The following is a 20787-nucleotide window of genomic DNA, read 5'->3' as shown; positions in this document are numbered from 1 at the left end:
CGGCCGCGACGCCCAGAAGACTCAGAAGGCCTCGCGCCTTTTCTCGATGCCTCGACGCAAGAAAAGAAAATTCTCCGCCGCCAAAGAGGCCAAGCGCCAGGCACGGGTACGTATCGGCAGTCCTCCCGCCGAGCGCGTTCTTCCCGACAAACGCAAGAAGGCTCCCAAGCACAAAAAAACGTTTGACCTGGATGAATTCTAGGACCTCTGTCATAAATGGCAAGGCTCTGGCGGCCAATGGGAGAAAGTTCTGCCTCAGTAGCCGAAAGCTCTCTCAAAAAACCTCGATTCGAGATCGCGCCCGTTCTTACACGCCCTTATGTAGGGGCAAGCTTCAGCTTGCCCTCGTTTTGGGGCGGTCTAAAGACCGGCCCCTACATTAAGGCCCCTACATTAAGTATTGGAGGGTCAGCGGGCGACGCGAGCGGGGGTTGGCGGAAGCGTCTCGGAGTCGAACCGAGCGCTCCTGGCGCAAACCAAGAACCGCCGGCTTTGAAGGCCGGGAGGGTCACCGGACCCATTTCGCTTCCGCAGCGGGATTATAGGGGCGGCCCATCACGTTGGCAAGGCGGGGTGTGCTGTATGTAGGGGCAAGCTTCAGCTTGCCCTCGTTTTGGGGCGGTCTAAAGACCTGCCCCTACATTAAGTGGCTTAAGCGGGGATTTTGGACTCAATCAAGCGCAGAAGCTCGGGGTCAGTGCAGATTTCAAAATAGCGCCTAGAGAGGGGTTGAGGATCGATTTGGCCTTCGGGGGTGAGTCGCCGCACGCGGTCTTCCCGTACCAGCAGCTTGCGGAAACTCTCCCCAAAAGGCAAATCGCCAAAATGCATGCGCACGGTATCTTCGCCCCAGGGCATCAGAAAACGAGCGCTGACCGTTCGTAGAGACATCTCCTCGCGCAGTTTCTCAAAGCCTTCTTCATTCAACTCGACGCCATTGACGTTGTAGCGAAGAAAGACCTCTTCCCCCTCGTCAGCGGGATCATCGAGAAGAGTTTGCAGCAAGAAGAGGCGGAAGGGGGAACGGTTGCCGCTCAAGAGGCGCCGGGCGGCGCGGGAACAGCTCGACAGGCGGTCGGACAGGTTGATGGCGCGAGAGATCATAATGCGCGTGTCGCCATCCATCCAGAAAGTAGGCGAAGAATTCTGGAAGGCCACGCCGAGGCCCAGCTCGAAGCTGGGGAGGTTGTTTCCCTCAGCGCGGGCGTTGTAGGCCTGCGAGACCGCCAGGATTTCCTGGGCCAGGGTGCAGGCCCGGCCCACCGCTCGCTGGTGGGTGCGGTTGGCTTCTGTTTCGTAGATTGCCAGGATGATGGCATCTCCTTCGATGAACACCTTGGCGGCGCCGAATTGGTCGAGCATTCGCTTCACGGGTTCGTGCAGGTTCAAGCTGAAATGGGAGGCGGGATTGAGCCCGCGGGCGAGCAGCTCCCGGGTCACGCCGCTCGAGTTGCGGATGTCCGCCTTTACAATGGCGTGGCTCAGGATCTTGTCCTCCCCGGCGGCTTGCTCGTCCCCCAGCAGGATCTCATAGAGACAGTGGTTCATGCGGGACATCTGGCGCGCTCGTTCTTCCCGGACCAGGTTGATCTTCTCCATCGCCGCCGTCACGGTCATCCAGTTTCTATGGTCGCGCCGAAAGCGCATAAAGTCTTCGGCAAACTGGAGGGCGACGGCCTCGAGCTGCGCCCATGTGTTGCGGTGAACCTTCCTGGCGGCTTCCTCAATCTTTGAGGTCGGAAAGCGTCGCGAGGGGAACTGTTCCAGGAGGGATTTCAGCCGGGCGCGCTCCTGGCCATCCACCAGAGCCTTCTTCAATTGCTGCGGGTTGATGGGTGGACAGAAGTCGCGGTAGAAGCCCCTGATCTCGTAGGCAGCCAGGATGTGCTCGGCCAAACGGTTGTGGTTCAAACTGCGGCACATCTCCTCAAAAAGGAATCGCCGCAGCCGGGCGCTGGGCACATCGGCCTCGGCCACGGGGGTGGGAGCGCCGAAGAGGGCGCGGGCATTGACGGGATTGTTCAAAAACTCGCCGAGCAAATTCTCAAACTGTTCGCTCACGTATTCCAGGCGTTGCTTGGCCTGTTCCAACTCTTCGGTGCGTTGCTCAAGAGCTACCTCCATTTCGCGGTACTGTTCCTCGACGCCGGCCAAGCGGGCGGCCAGTTCCGAAGGGCTCGAACGCGAGAACAACCGAAAAGCGAGCGACTGTCTTTGCTCGAGCTGCCGACCCAATTCCATGCGTTCCTCTTCCAGCGTCTCCAGTCCCTTTTTGTAGCTGACGATCTCGCTAAGCTGGCGCTGGTAGGCCTCCTCCGCTTCCCTCGACTCCTCTCCGCCCTGGGTGACCAAGACGTGCTCGCGGAGAAGAGACTGAAAGATGCGGTCCAAGAGGGCGACCCGATCCGGGTCTTGGGGAAAGTTTCCGAGGAGGACGTAGTGGTGCAGCATGACGATGTCATCTTTGCCGCCCTCGACGAAAAGGAGGCGATTGTGGAGGAGATCGTATTCTTCGGCGTATTCGTCGCCAAAGAGCGCCCGGCGCATCTTGGCGAGCGTCTTGTCCTCAATCTCGCGCATGGTCTCCGCCAATTGCTCACCCAGCTCCCGGAAGAGGTTTTTGCGATTGGCGTGAAATTCGGCGAGGCGGGCTTTCAACACATGGGCCGTCATCGTGCGTTCAAAATAGAGGTCTCCGCGGGCGCGCATCTCTTCCTTACATTCCAGGGTAACGGCTGCGAATTGCTCTTGCATCTCCGCCAGGAGCAACTTGAGCACGGCGAGCCGGGCCAGGATGTCGATCTCGCGATTTTTTTCGTAGTGGGCCCGGGTGAGGGCAGTTTGCAGGAGGTCAGAGAGGGCTCGCCGGAAGGAACCCAGATCCGGGGCCTCGGGTTGTTTGCCCCGGCCAGCGTAAATCTGTTGAAGGGGGCTGCGCTGCCGGATCAGGGCCAGGAGGTAGCGTTGCGCCTGCTCGACAAAGCGAGGGCTCAGGAAAACGTCAAAGTGGATGTTGTCGGTGCCGACGCGAAGGTTGCCGAGAGGAAAGGTAACCCGATAGGGATAAAGTTCGAGTTGCCCGGCAGCGGGCCCCGGCACAGGTCGCTGAAGTTCGACCATCTTTCTTGAGCCTCTGGGCCGAGCCAATTTAACACTATAGCAGAGCTAATTTTGGCCGGGCAAGGTTTTCTCCGAGCGAGTTGTCGTAATGTGGAGGGGTCAACCAATGGCGGGAAATGAGCCGGTTCGTGTCAGCCGACGATATCCTCCCCGCCGTCAACTCCGATGACATTCCCGGTCATCCAGTAGGCGCCGGGTTGGGCAAGTACAGTGATGGCCGCCGCCACATCCCGGGGCGTGGTCAGCCTGCGGCTGGGATTGCGACGGAGCGCTCCCTCCAGTAATTTGTCGCAGCCGGGAATTCTGCGCAGGGCGGGGGTGTCAGTCACACCCGCCCGAATGGCATTGGCGGTGATTCCCAGGGGTGCCAGCTCGAACGCCAGTTGGCGGATGTGCGATTCCAGGGCGGCCTTGGCAGCCGATACTGCGCCATAGGTCGGGAAGACCCTGGCGGCGCCCGAGCTGGTCATGGCGAAAATACGTCCCCCCTCGCCCATCAACTTTCGGCGCACCAAATCCTGTACCCAGTAAACCAGGCTGTGGGCCATCACGTCCACGGTCATTTCCACTTGCGATGGCTGCAGGCTGTCGTCGAAATGGTCGGCCAGGTAAGGCTTCAAAGTTCCGAAGGCCAGGGAGTGAAGGAGCACGCGCACGGTGGCCGGTTGGCGGGTCTGGCGGAAGGTTTCCTCCATCTGATCCAGGACGATTTTTCGCTGTTCCGGATCAGCGGCGTTGTTATTGAAAAAGACGGCCTGGCGGCCGGTGGATTGAATCTCTCGCACAACGTCTTCGACGTGGGGCAGGGTCGCTCGCCGGTCGAGATGGACACCGAAAATATTCATACCCGAGCGAGCCAGCTCCAGACTGCAAGCCTCGCCGAAGCCGCTCGACGAGCCCAGTACGAGAGCCCAGGCAACTTCCTTCTCACTTCTTTTTTCTCCCATTCTCCCCTCGTCCCTTCCCCGACTATTGCCGTTCCAACTATTTGGGGCCATTTTCCGCAAGTCACACGGGATGCTTTATTGATCATACAGGATCGAGATGTATAGGCTCATCAAGTTGGAACGGCACCAGGGTGTCAGTTCGCCAAAAGCAGACGGCGACTCAAGTCCTCCAGAATCTCGAAGTCGATCCTCCAGGTCGGCACGTTCACCGGCGGTCGAAGCTTCTCCCCCCATTCGACGAGGATGACCGCCTCTTCGGCAAGAAGATCTTCGAGTCCAAGCGTCTCCAAATCATGCCTGCTTTCCACGCGATAGAGGTCCACGTGGAAGAGGCGAATCCTGCCGCGGTACTCGCGCACCAGGGTAAAAGAGGGGCTGGTCACGTCGTATTCGGCGGCGCCGCCGAGGCCGCTGACAATCCCTTTGGCCAGGGTTGTCTTTCCGGATCCCAGTTCACCAACAAGAAGAATCAGGAGCGGACTCTCGATCCTGCCCGCCAAGCTTCGGCCAAAAGCAATCGTCTCCTCAGCCGAATGCGAAACAAACTCCTCCCTCACGCCGTTCCACCGCCTTGTCACAGGATCGCCGGGAGGAATCATCTCGCCCGGTGGTGTGTCCCCCGCCTTGGCGGGGTGATCCGGCAGCGTTGGCAAGCAGCGTCGAGTGGGAACGGCGCTAGCCGCCACTCTCCTCCTGCTCGAGCGCCCGTACCGCCCTGGGAAAGGATTCGGTGATATCGGAGGCGATCAAGGATGCCTCGCCTCTCTCCCGTGCCGCCATATCGCCAGCCAGCCCATGCAGATAGACTCCCAGGCAGAGAACCTCCTCCAAGCGCGCGATGCCAAACTGGGCGAGGAGGCCAGCGAGCAATCCTGTCAGCACATCTCCCGCTCCGCCGGTGGCCATCCCCGGATTTCCCGTGGGGTTGACAAAGACCAGCCCGGCGGGTGTCGCCACCAAGGTGCGGTAACCCTTGAGAATGACATAGAGCTTATGCCTGATGGCGAAGTCGCGGGCAATTTCCATTCGCCGGCCCTGGACTTCCCTTGCGCTCACCCCGGCCAGCCGGCCCATTTCTCCCGGATGCGGGGTCAAAACGAGGGCCGCTGCCTTTCTATCCTCCAAACGATCGGGGCATGCGGCAAAGGCGTTCAGGCCATCGGCGTCGAGGATCAAGGGCAGCGAGACGCTCGCGACAACCCGCTGGACAAAGGCGACCGTTTCCCGGTGGGTCGAGATACCCGGCCCCAGCGCCACCACCGACTTGCCCTCCAAAATTTTGGCCAAGCAGTTTTCTTCGGCTGCCCGAGCGCTGATCGTTCCCGACTCCGTGTCCGGCAGAGGCTCCGTCATCATTTCCCCCAGCATCGAGGCGACGCTGGGAAGCATGCCGGCCGGCGTGGCCACGGTGACCAATCCCGAGCCCGCCCGCAGCGCCGCCTTGGCTGCCATGGCCGCCGCTCCCGTTTTGCCCCGCGAACCGGCAATCAACAGGACGTGGCCGAAATCGCCCTTGTGGGCGGCTGCCCGGCGACGCAGCGAGATTCGTTTCAGCTCCTGAGGATCAATCAGGTGGAGAAAGAGGCTTTTGTCCAGGTCGAGCGCTTCCCGAGGCGTGCCGATGGGAACGACGACGAGCTTGCCGACCTGCTCGCAGTTCGGAGGAAAAATTTGGCCGACCTTGGGAGCGGTGAAGGTGACGGTGTAGTCGGCCCGGATGGACTCGCCCAGCCTTTCACCCGAATCGGAAGCAAGACCGGAGGGTATATCCACCGCCACTACCGCCGCCCCGGTAAAGCTCAAGTTGATGTCGCGAATGACTTCCAAATAGAGGCCTTCGGCTGGTCCGGCGAGGCCCGTGCCCAGAATGGCGTCAATAATCAGCGAGCTTCCCAGCAAGTCGGGCTTGAGACCGATCCACTCGTCCAGGGTACGAACCACGTAAGGAAGAAATCCGATTTTGGAAAGGATGTCAAAGTTAAGGCGGGCATCACCCTTCAGCTCGTTGGGATCGCCAAGGAGAGCGACCTTGGGCAAGATGCCGCGCATGCGCAACTGTCGCGCGACCACCAGCCCGTCGCCGCCGTTGTTTCCCTTCCCGCAAAAAACGGCAATGCGACGCTTGGCGAGATCGGGAAATTCCTTCTCCAGGAATTCCACCACCCGCGCCCCGGCATTTTCCATGAGAAGGATGCTCGGGAGACCGTACCGCTGGGTAGAGATCCGGTCCGCCTCTCGCATTTGCGCAGCCGTGAGGACTTTCATCGAGCGCCGTCCTATCTCGCCATGGCCTCCAATTGCTTCAGGTCATTCGGTTGCCCCATGGCAATGAGGTGATCCCCGCCTTGGATGCGCGAACCGGCCGAGGGGTTGAAATGCATCTGCCCGTCAACCTTGGGGAGCGCCAGGATGATCACACCGGTATGGCGGCGAATACCGGAGTCCTCCAGGGTTTTGCCAGAAAGCGAGGAGCGGTCGGAGACCAGGACTTGTTCGATTTGCAGATCGAGGTCTTCGGCGCCGAAGAGGGTTGTTGCCACGTCAATAAAATCAAGGACATGGGGACGCAAGAGGCTCATGGCGATGCGCCGGCCGATGACGTGGTAGGGGGAGACCACTTCGGTAGCGCCGGCCTTGCGCAATTTATCGGCAGCATCCTCTTCGCTGGCGCGGGCAATGATTGGCAAGGTGGGATGCAGGCCCCTAGCCGTAAGAACAATGTAGAGATTCTCAGCATCGGTGGCCACAGCGGCGATCAAACCCTTGGCCTTTTCGATCCGCGCCGCCCGCAGTATCTCATCGCGGGTGGCATCTCCGATCAGGACGAGCATCTCCTCCGCAGCCGCCCACCGCACCCTGTTCTCGTCCCGCTCAATAATGACAAAAGGCACCGGCCGGGCGCGGAATTCCCTGGCCGCACTCCGACCGACGCGGCCCGCGCCGCAAATGATGTAATGGCCTTCGAGCTTGCTGATTTGCCGCTCCAAGCGACGCCTTCCAAAAAATGTGCCGAGCTCGAATTCTATCATCGCCTGGGTAAACGCTCCAATCAGGAAGAACAAAGAGGAAACACCGACAATGATAAGGAAGGTGTTGAAGAGCCTGCCGGCAGGAGATAGGGGGTGAAGCTCCTGGTAGCCGATGGTGGTCAGGGTGGTCAGCGTCATGTAAAGTCCGTCAAACCACGGCCAGCCCTCAATCCAGTGAAACCCCGCTGTCCCCACCAGCAGGATGGCTCCCACTATTGCGACGCCTACTTTGATGCGGGAGTAAAGTTTCAAGGCAGCTCGCTCAGGCTAATGCATCCTGGCAACCAGCAGGGTCATGTCATCGTCCTGCTCGGCGCCGGCGGTCCATTCATCCACCCGCCTCATAATTTCAGCGATCAGGGCTTCCGGAAACTTGCCGCTGTGCTTGTGAACAATGGCCGCCAGCCGATCTTCGCCGAAAGCCTCGCCATAGGCATTCTCGCACTCGGTAATGCCGTCGGTATAGGCCACCAGCAACGAGCCGGGGTTCATGGGCACAGTGCCTTGCTGATAACTGGCTTGCTCAAAGAGCCCCACCACCGTGCCGCCCGCTTCCAGTCGTTCGATCTTGCCGCCGGCGCAGTGGAGAGGCGGGAGGTGACCGGCATTGGTGTAGGTGAGCAGGCCGGTTGGACTGTCGAAGATGGCACAACAGAAGGTGGCGTACGTTTCCGGTGATGTGCTTTCAAAAAGTTGACGGTTCAACCGTTCAGCCAGCCGGGAGGTGTCCGGACTGCCAGCGCTTGCGCCATTCGCCCTCAGGTAACTCCGCAAGGCCGATTGAATGGTGGCCATCAGGAGTGCTGCTGAAATGCCCTTCCCGCTGATGTCGCCAATGGCCAGGCCGAGGCGATGTTCGCCAATCCGAAAATAGTCGTAGTAATCGCCGCTGACCCGCCTTGCCGGCCGGCACGCTCCGGCCAGCTCGAGCGAACCCACCTGCGGGACTTCTCGCGGGAAGAGTTGCGCCTGAACCTGACGGGCAATTTCGACCTCGCCCTCAAGCTTCTGCTTCTCTCGAACTTCTTCGATAAGCCTGGCAATTGATTCGGTCATGCTGTTGAAGGACTCTCCCAGCACGCCAAGCTGGTCCTTGGCGGTCGTCCTGATGCGATAGGAAAGGTCGCCCGCCTGCACGTGTTGCGTACCCTCATACAAGCCGGCTACGGCTTTGGTCACGGTGCGTGTAAGGACCACCCCGGCAACGAGCGCGAGGATTTCCATAACCAGAAAAACGATCCCCGCGGCAACCAAAATGACAAGCGGAACGGATCGGATCTCCCCCAGTGTGCTGAACAGTTGCGCCATCAGGACCGATGGCCGGGAAGTAAAATAAATAAACACGGGAACGGTTTTGGCTTCTTCCCCCGGGATCCATTCATGGACATCGAACTTGGAGTAACCGCGCAATACCATATCCAGCCGGTTGGCGGGTGGAGCGAGGGCGAGCCTGGCGCGGGCCACTACGCCGGCCAAGTTGAATCGTCGGTTGCCGAAAGTAAGAGAAACTTGCCCCCGAGTCACTTGTTGCACCTCAGTCGTAGCGCGCAGCTCGGCCGGCCCGACCCGGTGGCGCAAGTGCGAAAAAACCTCGTCGCTCAAGGGCGCGGCAAGGCTGAGGGTAAGATTTCCCTGCGGGAGCGCTGTCACGCGCACGGAATGAAAGCGAAGTCCGTCACCGTCCCGAACGATCCCGCTGAATCCTCTTCGCGACCACTCGGGCAAGGGTTGGGCAACCGGCCGCAACGTCCCTGCCTCTTCCATCCCATAAGCTTCCTTACCCAGCTCGGCTCGAGAGGCAAGCCCGGGCATCCCGGCAATCAGTTCGCCAGACCACTGGGGCATGATATGCCGGACGGCTTCACTCAGCCGCTCGCCAGCGCGCACATGCTCTGCCAGGTCGCCCAGAAGCGCCCGGTTAGCCGCGTCAATCTCATCGGCTTTGGTTTGCAAATCACTGATGAGCAAATAGGCACCGAGCTGACCAAACGTCAGGTATCCGGACAAGAGGACCATGGCGACAATCAGCACCACCGGCACCACGGCAATGAAAACGTAGGTGACGAGCAGCCGATTGCGCAGCCGCCAAAGGATGAGCCGCCGCAGGCGCCCCAGCAGGCGGAAAGTCAAGAGCACGGCAGCGAGGAATAGCACGACGCCGACGAAGCGCGTGCCGGAGACGGCACGGCCGCTGATCCACCCGGCCAGCCGAAGGATCACGTAAACAAAGGCCGCACCGGCTGTCAGCCGCGCCAGCCGGCTCTTGGGCAAAATCTTGCGCATGGTGTTGCGAATAGCTGGAGAGAACATCGAGATGCCGGCGGAAGCTGCCGAACCAACGAGCCTGCTGCCGCTTCACTTCCGCAAGAGAGTCTATCGAAAGTGACCCAAAGAGGGAAGCGCCACCCTATCCTTAACACGGCACTGCAACCGAGCGAGGATGGAGATCGCCACCAGCCGCGCCGCGAACCCATATCCAGCGTGAAGAGGCTGTTCCCGAGAAGGATGAGAAGCGGTCGCCTGTCTGATACGCGCTCGGCCACTGAATCAAGCCGGCGGGACGCTGGCGCTACGGAGTTGACACTTTGGGGGAAGACACCAGCCGGAACTTGCCCGCCAAAGACTCTTTGGCTGCTATCCCTACGGTGCTTTGGGTGGGGTTGCCTTCCGCCGAAGCATGCTGTGGTTACGGCCGTAGGCGAGATAGATCACCAGGCCGATCGCCATCCAGATGAACAGGCGCTCCCAAGTCTCCTTGGGCAGGCCGTACATCAGGTAGAAGCAGGTAATCATCCCTGCCGGCGCCACAAACCAAATCCACGGGGCACGGAAGGGTCGCGCAATTTGTGGCTTGGTATAACGCAGGACCCCCACGCCAGCGCAAACCAGGATGAAAGCAAAGAGGGTGCCGATGCTCACGAGGTGGCCGAGGACGCCAATGGGGAAAAGTCCTGCAGCAATGGCGACGGCGATTCCGGTCAGGATGGTAGTGACATATGGGGTGCGGAACCTGGGATGAACCTTGCTGAAGGCCCGCGGTAGCAGGCCATCCCCGGCCATGGTCCAGAAAATGCGCGGCTGTCCCAACAGCATAACCAGGATAACCGAACTCAGACCGGCGATGGCGCCGATCTTGACCACGAAACGCATCCAGTACAACCCGGTGGCGTTGATTCCGACTGCCATCGGATCCGGTACATTCAACTCTTTGTAAGGGACAATCCCGGTGAGCACGACCGAGACGGCGATGTACAGAATGGTGCAAATCACCAGACTTGTCAGGATGCCGATGGGCATATCCTTTTGCGGGTTCCTGGCCTCCTGGGCGGCCGTGGAAACGGCGTCGAAGCCGATGTAAGCGAAGAAAATCACTCCCGCCCCGGTCAGGATGCCCGTCCACCCGAATTGTTCAAAAACTCCGGTGTTGGGGGGTATGAAGGGCGTCCAGTTGGCGCGGTTGATGTAGCGGATTCCTACCAAGATGAACAGGATCACCACACCCACTTTGACGAACACAATGGTTGTGTTCACATTGGCCGATTCACGGATGCCGATCACGAGCAGAGAAGTGACGAGACCGATGATGAAGATGGCAGGCAGGTTGATGATACCCGAGGCCTGCGAACCGTCCGCCAGAGTTACCTGCAAAAATGGGCCTGCGGTAAATTGCGGCGGGATGACAAGCCCGATGTCTTTCAACAAGCTGACCACATAGCCCGACCAGCCCACCGCCACGGTGGCAGCGCCCAGCGAGTATTCCAGGATCAGGTCCCAACCGATGATCCAGGCGAGGAACTCTCCCATCGTGGCATAGGAATAGGTGTAGGCACTGCCGGCAATCGGGATCATCGCTGCCATCTCGGCATAGCACAGGCCGGCAAAAACACAGGCAATCCCCGCGGCGACGAATGAGAGCACAATGGCCGGCCCGGCGTGCTGGGCGGCGGCCTGGCCGGTCAGGACAAAGATTCCTGCGCCGATGATCGCCCCCACGCCCAGCATGACCAGGTCAACCGCGCGAAGAGCACGCTTCAGACCATGTTCGGTGTCCGCGGCCTGTTTGAGCAAGAGGTCAAGCGGTTTGGTGGCGAAGAGTTGACTCGCCATGCACTACCTCCACATTCGGCGCGGAAGTAAGCCTCCACGCAAAACAGCGGAAGCAAGCTTCCGCACTCCACGCTCACGGGCGGCCCGCCCCAGAATTATTCAACGAACTCCTGAGACACGACACTATAGGGAAGCCGCCTTCTTGTGCCACACCCAGTAAACAGGGACGCCCAAGAACACAATGATCAAGCCCGGCCAAGTGTAAAGCGGTTTGTATATCAACAGGAGCACCTCAATCAAGACCGCCATTCCTATGTATAACAGCGGCACGGCGGGATAGCCCCACGCCCGGTATGGCCTCACCATCTCGGGTCGTTTGGCCCTCAGGACGAAAAGACCCGAGATGGTCAAAATGTAAAACAAGAGAACTGTGAAAATGATGTAGTCGAGAAGCTGGCTGTAAGTCCCGCTCAGGGTCAGCAAGCAAGCCCAGAGGCATTGCGCGATCAGAGCAGCGTTGGGCGAGTGATATTTGGGGTTCAGGTCGGCCAGGCGGCGAAAGAACAAGCCGTCTCGGGCCATGGCGTAGTACACTCGCGCCCCGGCCAGGATCAGTCCGTTGTTGCACCCAAAGGTTGAGATCAAAATGGCGCCGGCCATGAGAAAGAGGCCGATGGGGCCGAAGATCACTTGGCCGGCGGCGGCGCCGACGCGATCTTCGGCGGCGTGCTGAATCCCCCTGGCGAGCACGGTAGCGCCGGTGGCGCTTCCTTGAAGAGGCAGCATGGCCAGGTAGGAGACATTGGCCAGAACATAGAGGAGCAGGACGATGCCCGCGCCCAGGGCGAGGGATCGGGGCAAGTTTCGACTGGGTTCGCGCACCTCAGCGGCGGTGAAGGTCACGTTGTTCCACGCATCAGCAGCAAAGAGCGCCCCAACCATAGCGACGGCGATGAGGCGGACGGTGGTGCCGGAGAAATCCACTCCCTGCCAGAAGTTCCCGAAATTGGCCGCCAGTGCCGTCGCATTCTTTCCCAAAACAAAACCAAGGACAATCAGAGCCGCCAGCGCTCCGGTCTTCACAAACGTGAAAATGTTCTGTACCAGCGCCCCCATCCGCAATCCCCGCATGTTGACCAGGGTGAGCGCGATGATGGAAAGGATGGCGAGGAGATTCTGAGTGGTCAAATCCATGGGGCGGTTCAGAAACGGCAGGGTCCCGAAGTGCAAAAGCACCCGGGTGCTGGAAATGAACGGCAGAAAGACGCCCGCGAATTTGGCAAAGGCAATCGCCACCGCGGCAACTGTCCCGGTCTGGATCACCAGAAACAGAGCCCAGCCATAGAGAAAGCCCCACAAGGGGCCCAAACTTTCTCGCAGATAGACATACTGGCCACCGGCCTTCGGCATGGCGGCGGCGAGTTCCCCATAGCTGAGCGCCCCGATCATGGTCAGGACCCCGCTAACCAGCCAGACCAGGAGCAAGCCTGCCGGAGAAGGTACCTGGCGGGCGATGTCGGCTGACACGATGAAAATGCCCGAGCCGATCATCGAGCCGATCACAATCGTGGTGGCATCCATCAGCCCGAGGCCGCGAAGCAATTCCACTCGCTGCCGAGTGACCATGCGATTGGCTGTCAGTTCTGACACTCCCTGCTCCTCCTGGCCCCGCCAAGGCGGGGCGGGCTACAACGCTCGCAACACTTCCAGGTATTGACGCGCGCGGGCACCCACGTCGGCAGCTTCGATCAGGTCGCGGATGACCGCGACCGAGTCTGCCCCGGCGGCCAAAGCCTCCGGCGCCGTCTCCAGGGTAATCCCGCCGATGGCGACCAGCGGCTTGTCCGTGATCTTTCGCGCCTCACGAATGAGTCCGAGACCAACGGGAGGCCGCGCGCCCTCCTTGCTGATCGTTGGAAAAATAGGCCCGATGGCGATGTAGTCGGCGGTGGTGGTCGCGGCCGCTTCCACCTCTCCCAGGGTATGCGTCGAAAGGCCGACCCACGACTCGCCGCCCACAATGGCGCGGGCCTCCTTCGGGTCCAGGTCCTCCTGGCCGAGATGAACACCGCCGCTCGCCGTCAGCCGGGCGATGTCGCAGCGGTCGTTCACCACGAACCGCGCTTCCGCCGCCTTCATGTTCCGGGACAGGTTCTGACAGACGGTGAAAAGTTGCCGGCTGGAGGCCTTTTTGTGGCGGTATTGAAACAGCCTGACGCCAGCGGCGATCAGCTTTTGAGCGGAGGCTTCCACAGCCGGACCAAGGATGCTTCCGTCAAGGACGGCGTAGAGGCGTGGAAACATGCTCCTTCCACCTATTGGCCATTCGCCGCGAGACATTCCGGGTGATCTTTCCCCATCCCGCAAAGCGGGACCGGTCTTGTTCAAACGGCACTAGTGCCGTTCCAACTAATTGAGCAGAATAGCGAGCTGGTGCCCTTCCAACTATTTGGGGCCATTTTCCGCAAGTCGCAGGGCATGCTTTATTGATCATACAGGATCGAGATGTATAGGCTCATCAAGTTGGAACGGCACTAGCGCCCCGCCAAGGCGGGGTTGGACGACCAGCGCTCAAGAAAATGGGTGTCGTACGTCCCGGCAAGAAAATCCGGGTCGGCCAGGATTTTCCGGTGCAACGGAATGGTTGTTTCGACGCCTTCGACGATGCACATCTCGAGCGCCCGCGCCATGCGCATGGCCGCCTCCTTCCGATCCTTGCCGCGCACGATCAGCTTGGCGATCAAGGAATCATAGTACGGGGGAATGACGCAATCGGCGTGGGCGGCGGTATCCACACGGACACCGGTCCCGCCGGGGGTGTGGAAGGCGGAAATACGTCCCGCGCAGGGCATAAACGTTTCCGGGTTCTCCGCGTTGATGCGGCACTCCATGGCGTGACCGCGAATCTCTGTTTCGCCGGCAGCCACTTCCTCCACCCGCTCGCCGGCGGCCAACTGAATCTGCGCTTTAATCATGTCGATCCCGGTGACCATTTCCGTCACCGGATGTTCCACCTGAACGCGCGTGTTCATTTCAATGAAAAAGAAATTCCGGTTCTCATCGACCAAAAATTCGAGGGTCCCGGCATTGCAGTAACCGAGAGCTTCTATCGCCCGGACAACCGCCCCGCCAACTTCGGCGCGCAGCTTTGCGTCCATGATGGGGGAAGGCGATTCTTCCAATAGCTTTTGATGACGCCGCTGGATGGAACATTCGCGCTCGCCGAGGTGGACGACTTTGCCGTGCCGGTCGCCCAGCACCTGAAACTCAATGTGTCGCGGCCGTTCAATCATCTTCTCGACATAGACATCGCCCGTTCCGAAGGCCTGGGCAGCTTCGTTTTGGGCCGCGGCCAGGGCGTCAGCAAAATCCTCCGGAACATTCACGATGCGCATGCCCCGACCACCTCCCCCGGCGACCGCCTTGACAAACACCGGGTAGCCGATGCGCCCGGCTACGGCCAACCCCTCCTCCACGGTGTTGATCACGCCTTCCGACCCGGGCACGACCGGCAAGCCAGCCTTGGCCATTGTCCGGCGGGCTCGGTCCTTCTCGCCCATCAACCGAATGATCTCAGGATCGGGCCCAATGAAAGCAATCTGCGACGCCTGGCAGACTTCGGCAAAACGGGCGTTTTCCGAGAGAAAGCCGTATCCGGGATGAATGGCGTCCACGTTGGCGATTTCAGCGGCGCTGATCACATGGGGAATGTTCAAGTAGCTCTCGGTGCTTGGGGCAGGACCGATGCAGATGGCCTCGTCGGCAAAGCGCACGTGGAGCGAATTGCGGTCGGCTTCGGAGTAAACGGCCAGGGTACGAATCCCGAGTTCCTTGCAAGCGCAGATAATGCGGAGAGCGATCTCGCCTCGGTTGGCTACCAAAATCTTTTTGAACATACTGAAGGTTGCTTGGGGGTCAGGCAGCGGCCAGGCTCACCGGCGTTTCAGAGGCCGAATGGCAAACAACGGCTCACCGTACTCGACCGGCTGGCCGTTCGGGACGAAGATTTTCACGATCTCGCCGGCAAGCTCCGCTTCAATCTCATTCATCAACTTCATGGCCTCAATGATGCAGAGCACCTGCCCCACCTGAACCTGTGTACCGATCTGCACAAGGGCCGGAGCTCCAGGCGCGGGAGCTTCGTAAAAGGTACCCACGATGGGCGACTTGATGATGGTGAGGTCCTCATCGCCAGCGACGCGACCGGCCGACTCGAATGCCTCGAATTCCGTTTCCGCTCCTGACGCCCCCGCCACCGGGAGGGTCGAGAGGGCAGGGTTGTCTCCCCTGACCTCGCCCCGGGCGCGATTGGGGAGCGAGCTCGCCTTGGCCTCCCGGCGGATTCGAATGCGCTGCCCGCTCTTCTCCTGTTCGAATTCCTCCACCCCTCGTTCAGCCATGAAATCAAGCAGTCTTTCGATCTCCCGGAAGTCAATCCCCCGGCTGTTCCGCGCCCCGCCCTTCTCGATCTTTCTCTTCTTGTCCTTCTTCATCGTCACAATTCCTGCAAAGCGCGCGGGGCATCCGTCAAGAATTCATTGCCTGTCTCGGTGATGAGAAGATCGTCTTCCACTCGCATTCCTCCCACCCCTTCAAGGTAAACGCCCGGTTCGATGGTTATGACCATCCCCGGCTTCAGGGGTGCTTTCTCGCCTTTCCCGACGCGGGGCGCCTCGTGAACCTCCAGACCGAGCCCGTGGCCGGTGGCATGGACGAAGTAGCGGGCCAGTCGTCTGCCTCGCAACAACCGCCGGGCAGCCGCATCCACTTCGCCCGCCGCCATGCCTGGAAGCGCGCGCTCCCTGGCGGCGGATTGGGCATCGAGAATCGCCCGAAACCACCTCTTCATGCGAGGCGGCGCTTTGCCGACGTAGGCGGTGCGTGACAGATCGCTACAATAGTGGCCGAGTATAACACCAAGGTCTAACACCACCAACTCATTTTGCCCGATGGGTTTATGGGTGGCGCGGCCGTGCGGAAAAGCGGAGCGCCTACCCGAGGCTACCATCGTCCCGAACGCCACTTCTCCCCCTGCTCGCCGGATGCGGTAGTCGATCTCGGCCGCGACCTCGTCTTCTCTCACTCCCGGACGGATGATGGGCATGACATCGCGGGCGACGTCGGAAATGAGTCGGGCTGCCTGACGCATGGCAGCCAGTTCGCTTTCGTCCTTGCTCTCGCGTAACCCTTCGACCCAGCCCTGGCCGGCAGTCCAGCGCAGCCGAGCGTGGCGTTGCTTGATCGAGAGGGCGACGGCGTGGGTCAAGCGAGACGCCTCAAAACCGACACGGCGGGCACCGCTTCGCGTCAACCATGCGGCTGCCTCGTGGACGGCATCTTGGCCGATTCTGGTTCGAATCTTGTTGACCTCGTGCCTGGCTTGCAGACGGTAACGCCCGTCGGTCGAAAACAGTAGAGCATCGCCAGTCACGGCCAAGGCTCCGGCAGTGCCTGAAAACCCGGTCAGGTAAAAGATATTGGGGAGGTGGGTAATCAGAAGGCCGTCGAGCTTCCCTTTGGCCATCGCCTCCCGCAAGCGATTCAGTCGCTGGGCGCGGAAGTTCATAAATAAAAAGGAGAGGGCTTGCGCCCTCTCCCCATTCTAGCTTGACGGTTGGCTCTAGGACGGAACAATTTTCGGGGTGATGAAGAACAGCAGCTCTTGCGAGCTGGTCTCCACCTTTTGGCGCTTGAAGAGGTGGCCGATCACCGGGATGCTCCCGATCAAAGGCACCTGGGCGATGTTGATCTGCTGGTTGGAAATAATCACGCCGCCGATGACGACCGTCCCGCCATCGTTCACGAGCACCTGGGTGGTGGCGGCCTGGGTGTCCAGCGCCGGGATGCCGTTGATCCTCGGAATGCCCGGGTCAATGGCGGTGTTTTCCACGTCGATGTCCATGAACACCGTGTTCTCTGCGGTAATCTGCGGCGTTACGGTCAACCGCAGAGTCACGTCAATGAACTGCACCGAAATCGTGTTGTTGATGGTTGTCTGGATGGGAATCTTTACGCCCTGACTGACCGAGGCTTTGACGTTGTTTTGAGTGACCACTTTCGGCTTGGACAGAAGTTTACCAATGCCTTTGGATTCGGCGGCGCTGATGATGAAGTCCAGGGCCAGATTGGGTGAGCTGTGAGCAAAGGTAACGCCGCTGGTCGGCGCCGATGTAGGCAAGTTGACGTTCAAGGGAATCTGATTCCCGGCGGTGCCGCCGGCAACCACCAGCGGCGGAATGGGGAGACCGAGTCCGCGAATCACCGGGCTGGTGAAACCGCCCGGGCCGACCAAGCCGCCGAAAACGGTGCGAGCATTCGCCGAGGTTGCGAAACCGAATTGGGTTCCAATCTCCCGGGCAAACTGCCGGCTGGCAGTGACCACTCTCGCTTCAATCTCCACCTGGAGCGACTTCCGGTCAAGCTGCCGGATCAGATTGTCCATCACGGGAATGACCATGGGGATGTCGCGGATGATGAGGGTATTGGAGCGGTCGTCGGCGATCAGCTCGCCACGTGGCGAGAGAAACCTCTTGAGCGTGTCCTTGAGCGTCCCGGCTTTGGCATAGCTCAATACCCGGGTGGTGGTAACCGGGTCGACCGCCTGTGCCCTGGCCAGCGCCAAGTCGCGACGCATATCTTCCTCACGCTTGAGCGTTGTCAGAGTCGCAAGCCGCAAAACATTGCCCTCGAGCTCCTTGCCCAATTCGTTGTTCCTGAGAACGATGTCAATGGCCTGGTCCCACGGGACATCATCGAGCACGATCGTCAAGGTGCCTTTGACGGCCGGGTCCACGACAATATTCAGCCCGCTGATCTCGTGAATGAGGCGGAAGAAGTCCTTGAGTTCAACGTCTTTGAGGTTCACTGAGATGGGTTCACCGGTGTACTTCGGCTTGGGCGCCTGTTGAGCGGCTGCTTCCGGCGCAGGTTGCTGCTGTGCCGGCGCCGGTTGTTCCTGCACTCGGGCAGCAGCGGTCACCGGAGTCGCAGCCGAAAGCGACACGGCCGGCGAACTCGAAGGGGAGGGCGATGCCAGGCTCGCCAGGGTTGCTGGCACGGCCAACAACGGCGAACTGTCCTGGCTCATGGTCACCATTTCTGGTTTGCTTTCCGCCCTTTTCTGGACCTCGGTTCGCGGCATTGCCTCTTCCGCCGGCTCTTCCTTCGCTACCGCGGATGCTGGCGACGGAGCCACGACTTGTGGGGCCACCGCAAGCGAATCGGTTGTGGATTCCGGCCGGGCAATCTCAGCCTTTTCGGTTGCCGCCAGGCTCGTTTCGACGACCGCCGGTTGGGCGGCCACTCCGGAATTTTCAGGGACCGCCGGGGTAACGGCGGGCTGCTCGGAAGCCTCCGGCGGCGCCGGCAAACTGGTTGGCGCGTCCGCGTGCGCTGTCTTTGTCGGCTCGGCTGGAGGTTGCACTGCTTCCCCAGACTGGGGCTCGGGCTGCTGTGCCCTGGCAATTGCTTGCGTCTGGCCAGGGGTGACAAAGAGAAGCCTCAGCGTGTCATCCGTCAGGTCAATCTTGTATTCGGCAAACTCTTCCAAGTCCACGACGACGCGGGTCACTGTGGGTTGGAACTGCCCCACGCGAACTGCCTTGACCGGAGGCATCTGGCCATTCACCCGTCGGCGCACCACCCTGGCGGTTGTACCCGGAAAGTCGAGCACTAGGCGCGGGGGATTTTCGGCCCGGCTGATCTCGTAATGCAATCGCCCATCCGCCTCTACCAGCACGACTGGCCCTGACGACGTTTCCAAAGACACATTGCGAATGGCTGTCGCCATCCTGGCAGTGGAGGGAGCGGATGGCTCAGCCCGCGGGAGCTCCAGCATCGCTTGTTCGGCATGGGTGGAGGCCTCACCAAAGCGGATAATCAGGGTATCAGCCGGTTCATGGGTTACTGTCGGCGTGATGGGTTCGCGCAGCAAGAACTCCAATCTCAATACCGGCCGGTTGTTGGCTGCGAATTGCAACAAGCGGTAGCTGGTCACCAGCTTGGAGGAGAGCACGCGGGCGCTCCCCGGCTGGCTGGAGCGCACACCCGGCAAATCCACCACGTAGAGATTCTCGCTGGGACGGTAGGAGGTGTAATCAAACGGGCCGGTCGCTTTGAGCGTCAAGCTGACAGCGCCGGCTTCCACCGCCGCCTTCAGCTGCGTCACCTGAACCGGCGTCCCGCTCGGCGGGATCGCCGATGCCGGCTCGGCAGCCCAGCCCTGCGCCGCCAACCCCGCTATCAATAAGATGCTGCTGATTGCCCAAGCATGCTTCTTCATTTCTCCTCTCCTGCCGTCGTCGGATAGAGTCTTTTGACAACCTCGCGAGTAATGGCGCGCCCAAAAAGGTCTTTGGAGTTCTCCTGGAAGGTGACGCTTTCTGGACCAATCTTCTGTACGGAACCATCGTAGAGCTGGTCGCCCTCGCGCAAAAAATAGGTTCGTTTGGAGGTGTTGGTCACGACCGCCAACATGCCGTTCGGGGCACGGACAATCCCGTCCACCCTGAGCTGGGCGATGATCAGTCCTGCCTTGCCCGGCGGCAAGTTCACGGTCACACCGACAAGCAACATCGGGTTGCGAAAGGGATCGCGGCGGGCTGAAATGGGCGGCAGGGGTGGCGCAGCCCTTTCCTTCTCTTTGGCCGGCCGAGCGGTCTTCACTTCCCGTTTGGCTGTCACGGCCGGGGCCGGGCTGGCGGCGGCTGGGTCGGCCGACACCGCCTTCTTTTCGCCAACGGGCTTCAACGGTCGCTGTTTGGCAGGCATGGCCTCGGCTGGTCGGGCTTGCGCTGGAGTCAGGCTTGCTGCGGGAGCCAGCAGCGCGGTGGCGGCAGCCGGCTTCTCCACGGCGGGTTTGGCGGCCGAGAGCGAAAGGCTTGGGTGGGAAGCCGCCAACCCAAGCGTCATCACGCCCGTCATCGCCAGTAGCAAAGAGGTCTTACTCATCAGTTGCCTCACCCGCGCTATGATCGGTTCGGCTCCGGCTCTCATGGTCACTACCTCCGCCCCGGCTGGGCGACCGCCGGAGGGCCGGGTCTGGCTTCAACCGCCCGGGTGAAGAACGCCGTCACCAGGCACGTTCCGGTTACCGAGGTGGTGGGAGGGACGGGAAAGCGAATTTTTACCGTATCGCCAACGCCTTTCAGGGTGACTTCGGATACGTTGATGATCCGCGACAACCCCCGCATACGATCATAAAATTCCATGACACCGTAGTAAGGGCCGTCCAACTCCAGTTCAAACGGCATGTCCGAATAAAAATCATGGACGACAATGGGCTTGGCGGTGATACGACGAATCTGGATATGAGATGCGTTGGCCGAGTCCTGAATCATGCGGATGAATTCATCGGCCTGTTTTTCTTCGGGAACGATTTGCCGCAGGTTCTCAAGCTGTTGCTGGAGGGAAATCATCTCCGCCTGAAACTCTCGATAGCGGCGGTCGTACACTTGCAATTGGCTTACCTCGTTTCGAAGGCGGTCGAGCCGCCCGGCGGCTTCTTCTCGTTCCACTCTCTTCTCGGCCACGGGCGACATGGGGATGTATTCCCCGGCGATGACCAGGCCGATCGCCACCAGAAAAAAAACGAGCGCCTGCACAAACCAGGGCAACTCGCGAAAATTCATCGCCATCTCCCCCTC

At 60.5% G+C, this 20787-nt stretch carries 16 protein-coding genes and 1 tRNA gene; 1 reads left to right on the top strand and 16 read right to left on the bottom strand.

Features of this window, described 5'->3' with window-relative positions:
* Positions 1-202 (top strand): hypothetical protein (locus VIH17_00265; protein HEY4681664.1); only part of this gene is annotated, 202 nt, incomplete at its 5' end.
* 230 nt (positions 203-432) lie between these two features.
* Here VIH17_00265 and VIH17_00260 read toward each other — a convergent pair.
* From VIH17_00260 to pilO, 16 genes are all read right to left on the bottom strand, one after another.
* Positions 433-530, bottom strand: a tRNA-Sec gene (locus VIH17_00260).
* A 121-nt stretch (positions 531-651) separates the two neighbouring features.
* Positions 652-3120, bottom strand: coding sequence for a hypothetical protein (locus VIH17_00255; GenBank protein HEY4681663.1), 2469 nt, complete (start codon positions 3118-3120; stop codon positions 652-654).
* Between the two features lie 131 nt (positions 3121-3251).
* Entirely contained in the window at positions 3252-4067 is an 816-nt protein-coding gene (locus VIH17_00250; protein HEY4681662.1) for an SDR family oxidoreductase, read from the bottom strand.
* Between the two features lie 134 nt (positions 4068-4201).
* Positions 4202-4753, bottom strand: coding sequence for a tRNA (adenosine(37)-N6)-threonylcarbamoyltransferase complex ATPase subunit type 1 TsaE (gene tsaE / locus VIH17_00245; protein ID HEY4681661.1), 552 nt, complete (start codon positions 4751-4753; stop codon positions 4202-4204).
* Positions 4743-6332, bottom strand: a complete 1590-nt coding sequence (locus VIH17_00240) for an NAD(P)H-hydrate dehydratase (GenBank protein ID HEY4681660.1) — start codon at positions 6330-6332, stop codon at positions 4743-4745. The genes tsaE and VIH17_00240 overlap by 11 nt, the downstream gene beginning before the upstream one ends.
* 11 nt (positions 6333-6343) lie before the next feature.
* Complete coding sequence (locus VIH17_00235; GenBank protein ID HEY4681659.1) at positions 6344-7348, bottom strand: potassium channel protein; 1005 nt, start codon at positions 7346-7348, stop codon at positions 6344-6346.
* 15 nt (positions 7349-7363) lie between these two features.
* Complete coding sequence (locus VIH17_00230; protein ID HEY4681658.1) at positions 7364-9406, bottom strand: SpoIIE family protein phosphatase; 2043 nt, start codon at positions 9404-9406, stop codon at positions 7364-7366.
* A 330-nt stretch (positions 9407-9736) separates the two neighbouring features.
* Positions 9737-11203, bottom strand: coding sequence for an amino acid permease (locus VIH17_00225; protein HEY4681657.1), 1467 nt, complete (start codon positions 11201-11203; stop codon positions 9737-9739).
* 123 nt (positions 11204-11326) lie between these two features.
* Positions 11327-12793, bottom strand: a complete 1467-nt coding sequence (locus VIH17_00220; GenBank protein HEY4681656.1) for an amino acid permease — start codon at positions 12791-12793, stop codon at positions 11327-11329.
* A gap of 36 nt (positions 12794-12829) precedes the next feature.
* Positions 12830-13447 carry a thiamine phosphate synthase gene (gene thiE / locus VIH17_00215; protein ID HEY4681655.1) on the bottom strand — a complete coding sequence of 206 codons (618 nt, stop codon included), beginning with the start codon at positions 13445-13447 and terminating at the stop codon, positions 12830-12832.
* Between the two features lie 230 nt (positions 13448-13677).
* Positions 13678-15039 (bottom strand): acetyl-CoA carboxylase biotin carboxylase subunit, encoded by a 1362-nt coding sequence (gene accC / locus VIH17_00210; protein HEY4681654.1) that lies wholly within the window; start codon positions 15037-15039, stop codon positions 13678-13680.
* A 36-nt stretch (positions 15040-15075) separates the two neighbouring features.
* Complete coding sequence (gene accB / locus VIH17_00205) at positions 15076-15636, bottom strand: acetyl-CoA carboxylase biotin carboxyl carrier protein (GenBank protein ID HEY4681653.1); 561 nt, start codon at positions 15634-15636, stop codon at positions 15076-15078.
* A gap of 2 nt (positions 15637-15638) precedes the next feature.
* Entirely contained in the window at positions 15639-16709 is a 1071-nt protein-coding gene (locus VIH17_00200; GenBank protein ID HEY4681652.1) for a Xaa-Pro peptidase family protein, read from the bottom strand.
* Positions 16710-16763: 54 nt separating this feature from the next.
* The gene (gene pilQ / locus VIH17_00195) at positions 16764-19424 is read right to left on the bottom strand and encodes a type IV pilus secretin PilQ (protein ID HEY4681651.1); all 2661 of its coding nucleotides are present in this window, start codon (positions 19422-19424) and stop codon (positions 16764-16766) included.
* Positions 19421-20137 (bottom strand): hypothetical protein, encoded by a 717-nt coding sequence (locus VIH17_00190; protein ID HEY4681650.1) that lies wholly within the window; start codon positions 20135-20137, stop codon positions 19421-19423. Before VIH17_00190 ends, pilQ begins: the two co-directional genes overlap by 4 nt.
* A gap of 5 nt (positions 20138-20142) precedes the next feature.
* Entirely contained in the window at positions 20143-20778 is a 636-nt protein-coding gene (gene pilO / locus VIH17_00185) for a type 4a pilus biogenesis protein PilO (GenBank protein HEY4681649.1), read from the bottom strand.
* Between the last annotated feature and the right edge of the window lie 9 nt (positions 20779-20787).

It is taken from the genome of Candidatus Acidiferrales bacterium, assembly GCA_036514995.1.
In the GTDB taxonomy this organism is placed as follows: Bacteria; Acidobacteriota; Terriglobia; order Acidiferrales; family DATBWB01; genus DATBWB01.
The sequence above is the reverse complement of the archived record's forward strand: the minus strand, read 5'-3'. Positions and strand labels throughout refer to the sequence as shown.